Annotated in this window: 6 protein-coding genes and 1 pseudogene; 4 read left to right on the top strand and 3 right to left on the bottom strand. The window is 43.7% G+C overall.

Going from position 1 to position 6875, the window contains the following annotated elements:
- Positions 1-550: Rpn family recombination-promoting nuclease/putative transposase (locus ACGF63_RS19755; protein WP_387632777.1), on the top strand; the 550-nt coding region annotated here is incomplete at its 5' end.
- Positions 551-1057: 507 nt separating this feature from the next.
- On the opposite strand, the pseudogene ACGF63_RS19750 reads toward ACGF63_RS19755, so the two are convergent.
- Positions 1058-1951, bottom strand: a pseudogene (locus ACGF63_RS19750) (IS4 family transposase); the annotation flags it as partial.
- Between the two features lie 599 nt (positions 1952-2550).
- Here ACGF63_RS19750 and ACGF63_RS19745 point away from each other — a divergent pair.
- Both ACGF63_RS19745 and ACGF63_RS19740 read left to right on the top strand, forming a co-directional pair.
- Positions 2551-3126, top strand: a complete 576-nt coding sequence (locus ACGF63_RS19745; RefSeq protein ID WP_152963702.1) for an aminodeoxychorismate synthase component II — start codon at positions 2551-2553, stop codon at positions 3124-3126.
- A gap of 122 nt (positions 3127-3248) precedes the next feature.
- Positions 3249-4460, top strand: coding sequence for an aspartate aminotransferase family protein (locus ACGF63_RS19740; protein WP_387632776.1), 1212 nt, complete (start codon positions 3249-3251; stop codon positions 4458-4460).
- 49 nt (positions 4461-4509) lie between these two features.
- Here the strand turns inward: ACGF63_RS19740 and crp are convergent, their stop codons facing one another.
- The gene (crp, locus tag ACGF63_RS19735) at positions 4510-5142 is read right to left on the bottom strand and encodes a cAMP-activated global transcriptional regulator CRP (protein ID WP_004240730.1); all 633 of its coding nucleotides are present in this window, start codon (positions 5140-5142) and stop codon (positions 4510-4512) included.
- 321 nt (positions 5143-5463) lie between these two features.
- Here crp and ACGF63_RS19730 point away from each other — a divergent pair, with 321 nt between their 5' ends.
- A complete protein-coding gene (locus tag ACGF63_RS19730) occupies positions 5464-5871 on the top strand; it encodes an OsmC family protein (RefSeq protein ID WP_036845953.1) in 408 nt (135 codons plus the stop codon).
- A 121-nt stretch (positions 5872-5992) separates the two neighbouring features.
- On the opposite strand, the gene ACGF63_RS19725 is transcribed toward ACGF63_RS19730, so the two are convergent.
- The gene (locus tag ACGF63_RS19725; protein ID WP_036845952.1) at positions 5993-6862 is read right to left on the bottom strand and encodes a phosphoribulokinase; all 870 of its coding nucleotides are present in this window, start codon (positions 6860-6862) and stop codon (positions 5993-5995) included.
- Positions 6863-6875 lie beyond the last annotated feature (13 nt).

Raw genomic sequence — 6875 nt, 5'->3', positions numbered from 1 at the left:
GCCTCTGCTGTTTTATCATGGAGAGGTTCGGCCGTATCCTTATACAAACCGGTGGCTGGATTGTTTTACGCTTCCTGAACAGGCTGCTCGCTTATACCGCCAGGCGTTTCCGTTGGTGGACGTCAGTGTGCTCAGCGATGAAGAAATCCTGACACATAAAGGCGTTGCCCTGATGGAGCTGGTGCAAAAACACATCCGCTGCCGGGATATGCTGGAATGGGTCCCCCAATTGGTGGAACTCTTGAATGCAGGGTATAATACAGCCGAGCAGCGCAATGTGGTGTTACGCTATATTTTACTGAATGGACATACGCTGGATCTCTCCCAATTTGTCCATCAACTGATTGAACAATCTCCGGAGCATGAAACGATGTTGATGACTATTGCAGAACAGCTTGAACAAAAAGGGCTTGAGCGAGGTATTGAGCAAGGCCGAGAGGAAGGTAAAGTGGAAACGGCTCAAGCCTTATTACGGCATGGCGTCAGCCTGGATATTATTGTCACCAGTACCGGACTGAGCCGGGATAAAATTGAAGCGTTAAAGCATTAAATTAATCTTCTCTTCATACAGCAAAATGCCGATATTAAAAATCGGCATTTTTGTTCTTATTTATAGGGAGCAAAATGACACCTTAAGAGCATGGGGAACGCGATTAGGTGAGTTGTTTGCGGAAACAAAATCACGATTTATAAAAAAACAAAAGTTATAATCTTATAATAAACCAATTATTGTCTTAATGAACAAATATCAATTTTAACTATTTACTGAACTTCGTAGAAAATCGGTTAAATCGAATTACTACTAAATCTCATAATCAATAAGTAATCAAAAAAGTACCAATCCCTGAACATAATTAATATTGATTTCAAATTTCAAACTATAATAGACGTATTATCTGTCGCCCTAAAGAAACAATCTAACTTCAAACATGATTTCATTCTATCTATTTATTACTACCGTAAAAAATCCATTTTATTAGCACTGCAATAAGACGATCTTTTCCTTCTCTAATCGGAAGAGATACTTTTCCTCTTATACCACCACATACACTGAACCTTAAGTATTAAGCCTCTCGGAAATACCCTCCAACCCATTATTTTTATTGGATTTTCTTTGGGGCAACTTCAACGCATTTTTGGAAAGATATTTCAGGGCCCAATCCAGATGGGATTCTATTTCCGACCAGGCATGATGAATAATCGCGCCCAATATCGGCAACAACCAGACATCAACATTTTTGGCGGCCTTGAGAAAGGAAACTGAAGGCAAAAACTGCCTCGCCAGACTGTGCCGGACTATCAACGCCAGCAGACTTGCCCAGATGAGCCCTTCTGCTATCGCTTTCTGGCCGGTTGCAAAGCCTGTCCAATTGGTGTGGGATTTTAGTTCCTTAAACAGCAGTTCGACCTGCCAGCGACAGCGATAGACCGCCATGATGTCATCGGCGGTAAAGTGGGAAGGCGGCAGATTGGTGAGCCAAAAACAAAAGCGTTTTTCCTGCGCAAACCAACGCCGGATGACCCGACATTCGAATCGGCCACGCCGACAGGTGAGATCCAGCACTTCAGCACGGTTGTTTTTGCGACTAATCTCCCGGAGTTTTTTGCCCGCCAGTGTCGGTAATTGTCGCCCCTGTCCATTTCGGGCGCTGACAATCAGGGGATTAAGCGATTGGCTTCCCCGAACGATAAATGAACCCCCGGACAGGGAAAGTTGTTCGAAGTACCCGAAATCCACGTAACCGGCATCCGCCAGCAGCAATTTATTGCGTAAGGTGTGAGGGGCAGGCAAATAAGCCCGCTCGGAGGCCGTGTCTGCGGTCACCGTCATGGCGATTGGCGATTGGCTGAACAAAGACAGAGTCATATGGCACTCAACCGCCGCCTTCAATGGGCTGAAGCGACAGGGAAAAACCCCGGCTAACTCAGTGCGGCTATCAGACTGAGAACCAGAGACTGTGGCCCAATATTTCTGAGTCGTTCCATAAAGCCACATCGGCGGGCGGTTTTTTCAAGAAAAGTGTGACTGAAGAATTGCATTAACTGAAGTTTTGTGGGGATAATTGTCATCGGCTTTATTCTCTGATCTCGGTATTTTGTTTGGCGACAATTATCAGATCATAAATAAAGCCTTTTTTCTAGCTAAAATAACCGGTTGGCGCTAAAGATCCTGTTTATGAGGCTGCCTTAAGAGCGGCGGAGGCACGAAATTTCGCGCCCAGAGGTACCGCTTTTTCGAGTGTAAGGGCAGTTTCAGAGCCTGAGCCAGTAAGAGAAACACAGAAAGAAAAATATGGAGAGCCAATATCAACGGCGTTTGTTGAATCAACCGTCATAGAGCCTATGTTTTGTAAAGGTATGAGAGTAAGTTGATTGAGGAAAAAGTAGTCATTGATTTTGTTACACTATGCTACAAGTGCTTATGTGCTATGATAGCCGCCCCGTTGTCGTTAGGCCGTTTTACCTGAAATCATGTTGTTCATGATAAAACAAGTTGCAGGATTGGCAGGACAACAAATACAGCGATAAAAATGGGTAGGATAGACTCCTATGTTATTAATAATAGATAACTATGATTCTTTTACATATAACTTATATCAATATTTTTGTGAATTGGGAACGGATGTTTTAGTCAAGCGCAATGACGAATTACTGCTTGAAGATATTGAGCGATTGGCGCCTACACATCTGGTTATTTCCCCAGGCCCTTGTACTCCAAATGAAGCAGGAATTTCTTTGGCTGCGATTTCTCATTTTTCGGATAAATTGCCGATTCTTGGTGTCTGTCTTGGGCATCAGGCAATTGGGCAGGCATTTGGTGCCAGTGTAGTAAAAGCCAGGGAAGTGATGCATGGGAAAACTTCTGCCATTCATCATAATCAGCAAGGTGTGTTCAAAGGGCTAAATCGGCCATTAACGGTTACCCGTTACCATTCATTGGTGATTGCCGCAGAGACTTTACCCGCCGCTTTTGAAGTCACTGCATGGAGTCAGCATAACGGCAATGTCGATGAGATTATGGGAATTCGTCATCGTACTTTGCCCTTGGAAGGTGTGCAGTTCCATCCTGAAAGTATTCTCAGTGAACAAGGGCACCAGCTACTGAGTAACTTTCTTAGATATTAACCCGATACCCATAATTTCTTCATTTATTCATCTTTTTCATTTGCCCATCTTTGATTTTTTATGCATATTTAATGATTATAATTTCATTTTTGAATGACGATATATAAAAAACGGGTGGGAAAATGATGGAGCATGCCGCAGTAAACAGAAATACATACGATCAAGTCATGTTGCCAATTTATTCACCGGCACAGTTTATACCGGTGAAAGGGCAAGGTAGTCGTGTATGGGATCAGCAAGGGAAAGAATATATTGATTTTGCCGGTGGTATTGCTGTTATGGCTTTGGGGCATTGTCACCCTGCGTTAGTGGATGTTTTAAAGCAGCAAGGGGAGAAACTTTGGCATATCAGTAATATTTTCACCAGTGAACCGGCTTTGATACTCGCGCAGAAACTGATTGATGCAACTTTTGCGGAGCGGGTATTTTTTGCCAATTCCGGAGCGGAAGCGAATGAAGCCGCATTTAAGCTAGCGCGTCACTATGCCATTACTCGTTACCATCCATATAAAACCAAAATCATCGCATTCCATCAGGGTTTTCATGGTCGTACTCTGTTTACTGTTTCTGTTGGTGGTCAACCAAAATACGCTGATGGTTTTGGGCCAAAACCCGCAGATATTATTCATGTGCCTTTTAATGACTTAGATGCAGTAAAGGCGGTCATGGATGATCATACTTGCGCTGTTGTATTAGAACTTGTTCAGGGTGAAGGGGGAGTCACGCCGGCGACACCCGCATTTATTCATGGGTTGCGTGAGCTTTGCGATAAGTATCAGGTACTGCTGGTATTTGATGAAGTACAAAGTGGGATGGGCCGTACCGGTAAGTTATTTTCTTATATGTATTATGATGTTGTGCCGGACATTATCACCACAGCGAAAGCATTGGGAAGTGGTTTCCCTGTTAGCGCTATGCTGACTACGGCGAATATCGCTTCGGCGATGGTGCCGGGAACTCACGGCACAACTTATGGTGGTAATCCGCTGGCTTGCGCGGTTGCAAATGCCGCTTTTGACATTATCAATACGCCAGAGGTCTTGGAGGGTGTTGAAAAACGTCATCATTTGATTGTGAATTTTCTGAACGATATCAATCAGAAATATTCGATATTTGGTGAAATCCGTGGCAAGGGATTGCTGATTGGTGCGGAACTAAAAGCGCAGTATCAGGGAAAATCTAAAGAGATCCTGCAACTGGCGGCTGAAAATGGTTTGATGTTATTGAGTGCCGGTAGTGATGTACTGCGTTTCACGCCTTCGCTGATTATCAGTGAAGAGGAGATAGCCCAGGGGATGGAACGGCTGGATAAGGCAATTAGCCAGTTGGTGTAAATAAGAGTGAGAAAAATCAGCGCAATATCATGCGCTGATTAATCAGGAATTAACGTGTACCGTAAACAACAATTGTTTTGCCGTGTGCGGAGATCAGGTTTTGATCTTCCAGCATTTTTAGAATACGGCCAACCGTTTCACGGGAACAGCCAACAATCTGACCAATTTCCTGACGAGTGATTTTGATTTGCATCCCGTCCGGGTGAGTCATTGCATCGGGTTGTTTCGCCAGATTCAGTAAAGTCTGAGCAATCCGGCCGGTCACATCCAGGAAAGCCAGGTTACCGACTTTCTCAGAAGTTGTTTGCAAACGGCTTGCCATTTGGGCAGATAAACGCATTAAAATATCCGGGTTTACCTGAATCAGTTGACGGAATTTTTTATAGGAAATTTCCGCTACTTCACAGGCACTTTTGGCCCGTACCCAGGCTGTACGCTCTTGTCCTTCTTCAAATAATCCAAGTTCGCCAATGAAATCTCCCTGGTTTAAATAGGAGAGGATCATCTCTTTGCCTTCTTCATCTTTAATCAAAACCGCAACAGAACCTTTTACGATGTAGTAAAGCGTCTCTGCTTTTTCGCCTTGATGAATAAGCGTGCTTTTGGATGGATATTTATGAATATGGCAGTGTGACAAAAACCATTCAAGAGTGGGGTCTGTTTGTGGCTTGCCGAGAACCATTCGCTTCATCCTCTGTTGTTATCGCTGCCTAAATAACACGAGAACCTAAAAGTTTCTCGTCAGGCTGGCTTATAAAGACACTAGCTTAACATATTAGTTTGCTGAAAAACCGACAGGTGAGGGTTTTATATAGGTTATCTGAAATTTGCAACCTGAGTATTGATCTTAACCCACATATACCCGGACCTGCTTCTGTTTTTAACACAGGAAAAGGTTTCTGTCTTGTCTTGTATTGTTTCAGCATAATAAACCGCTCATTAGATTGCCAGTTTAATACTGAAAGAGTAGGCTTTGATGCAAAAAATGACTTAAGAGGTACTTATGCAAGCGCGGGTAAAATGGGTTGAAGGGTTGTCTCTTTTGGGGGAATCGTCTTCGGGTCATCAGATAATGATGGATGGAAATGCCGGTGATAAGGCACCAAGCCCAATGGAAATGGTATTAATGGCAGTTGGCGGTTGCAGCACGATTGATGTTATTTCTATTTTGCAGAAAGGCAGATATGACATAAGAAATTGTGAAGTGAAATTAACTTCCCGCCGTCGTGAAGAGGCACCACGCTTGTTTACTTCTATTAATCTGCATTTTATTGTTACCGGCAGGGATTTAACAGAGAAAGCGGTTGAACGTGCCGTCACGCTTTCCGCAGAGAAATATTGTTCTGTTTCGTTGATGCTGGGTAAATCAGTTGAACTTACCCACAGCTTTGAAATTAAAGAGACAGATTAAGATATTATTTCCTGATTAAAAATAACGACAGGTAACTAATATCAGTTACCTGCTTTTCTAACTGAATAAATTAAGAAGTGGATTCAAACGCTGGGTTTTCTAGATTTATCCCAGGTTTTGATCAACAAATTTTTTCCCCTTCCAGTAATCGTTGTACCAATGGCGTCATAATTAATTCCATTGCCAGTCCCATTTTTCCACCGGGAACCACGATGGTATTAATACTTGAAACGAATGAGCCCTGTAACATGGATAACAAATACGGGAAATCAATTTGAGTCAGATCACGGAAACGGATGACGATAAAACTTTCATCCAGGGATGGAATGGCTTTGGCTGAAAATGGATTGGACGTATCAACAGTCGGGACGCGCTGGAAATTTATATGTGTCCGGGAAAATTGGGGGGTAATGTAGTTAATATAATCATCCATCGAACGAACAACGGAATCCATCACCGCTTCCTGTGAGTGTCCCCGTTCTCCGGTATCGCGGATAAGTTTCTGTATCCATTCAAGGTTGACAATCGGCACCACCCCCACCAGCAGATCGACATGACTGGCAACATTATGTTGCGGTGTGACTACGCCACCATGCAGGCCTTCATAAAACAGTACATCGGTCTGCTTTGGTAAGGCTTCCCACGGAGTAAATGTACCGGGGAGCTGGTTGTAAGGCACCGCGTCATCATAGGTGTGAAGGTACTTACGGCAACGGCCTTCACCGGTCTCACCATAGTCAATCATGGTTTTCTCCAGCATGCCAAAATCATTGGCTTCTGGCCCAAAATAACTGATATGTCTGCCTTGTTCCTTGGCTTTACGGATTGCCGCGTCCATTTCAGGACGGGTATAACGGTGGAAACTGTCCCCCTCTATCTGTGCTGCGCTGATGTTAAGTTGCTGGAAAATCTTACGAAAAGCTAAACTGGTTGTTGTTGTTCCGGCACCGCTGGAGCCGGTAATCGCAATAATCGGATGTTTGGCGGACATAAGCAGTAAACTC

The sequence above is a fragment of the Photorhabdus sp. RM322S genome, from assembly GCF_042879395.1.
Classification (GTDB): Bacteria; Pseudomonadota; Gammaproteobacteria; order Enterobacterales; family Enterobacteriaceae; genus Photorhabdus; species Photorhabdus khanii.
This window is presented reverse-complemented; position numbering and strand designations above follow the sequence as displayed.

What these genes read in the sequence shown, in the direction of transcription:
- crp (WP_004240730.1), bottom strand. Translation starts at nt 5,142, where the DNA reads ATGGTTCTCGGCAAGCCACAAACAGACCCCACTCTTGAATGGTTTTTG.
- ACGF63_RS19740 (WP_387632776.1), top strand. Translation starts at nt 3,249, where the DNA reads ATGATGGAGCATGCCGCAGTAAACAGAAATACATACGATCAAGTCATG.
- ACGF63_RS19730 (WP_036845953.1), top strand. Translation starts at nt 5,464, where the DNA reads ATGCAAGCGCGGGTAAAATGGGTTGAAGGGTTGTCTCTTTTGGGGGAA.
- ACGF63_RS19745 (WP_152963702.1), top strand. Translation starts at nt 2,551, where the DNA reads ATGTTATTAATAATAGATAACTATGATTCTTTTACATATAACTTATAT.
- ACGF63_RS19725 (WP_036845952.1), bottom strand. Translation starts at nt 6,862, where the DNA reads ATGTCCGCCAAACATCCGATTATTGCGATTACCGGCTCCAGCGGTGCC.